Below are 251 nucleotides of genomic sequence, written 5' to 3'. Positions count from 1 at the left end.
CGGCTTGGCAAGATGCTCATACCAGATCTCGAGCCTCCCGCAGCGCTCGACGATCATCCAGGCCTCATCGCCGCGATGGAGGGCGAACCTCTCGCACCCGCGCTCGCGGAAGACCCCTGGAGAGAAGTGCCGGAAGACCTCGAGCAGCGCTTCCTCAGCGCCCGCGCGCGGTTTCAATCGCACGACGACGATCAGCGGTTTCGACATGTCGGATACTTCCTTTCGGTCAGGACTTCGCGCCCTTGCGGCGA

1 protein-coding gene is annotated in these 251 nt (G+C 64.1%); it reads right to left on the bottom strand.

Annotated elements, in window-relative coordinates; all coding sequences use genetic code 11:
* The coding region (locus tag AMS67_RS12510; RefSeq protein ID WP_193787084.1) for an antibiotic biosynthesis monooxygenase family protein at positions 1-207 on the bottom strand (207 nt) is incomplete at its 3' end.
* Between the last annotated feature and the right edge of the window lie 44 nt (positions 208-251).

Source organism: Leucobacter japonicus (assembly GCF_001273855.1).
Taxonomy (GTDB): Bacteria; Actinomycetota; Actinomycetes; order Actinomycetales; family Microbacteriaceae; genus Leucobacter; species Leucobacter japonicus.
Note: the sequence above shows the minus strand (reverse complement) of the source record. Positions and strands in the feature narration are given on the sequence as shown.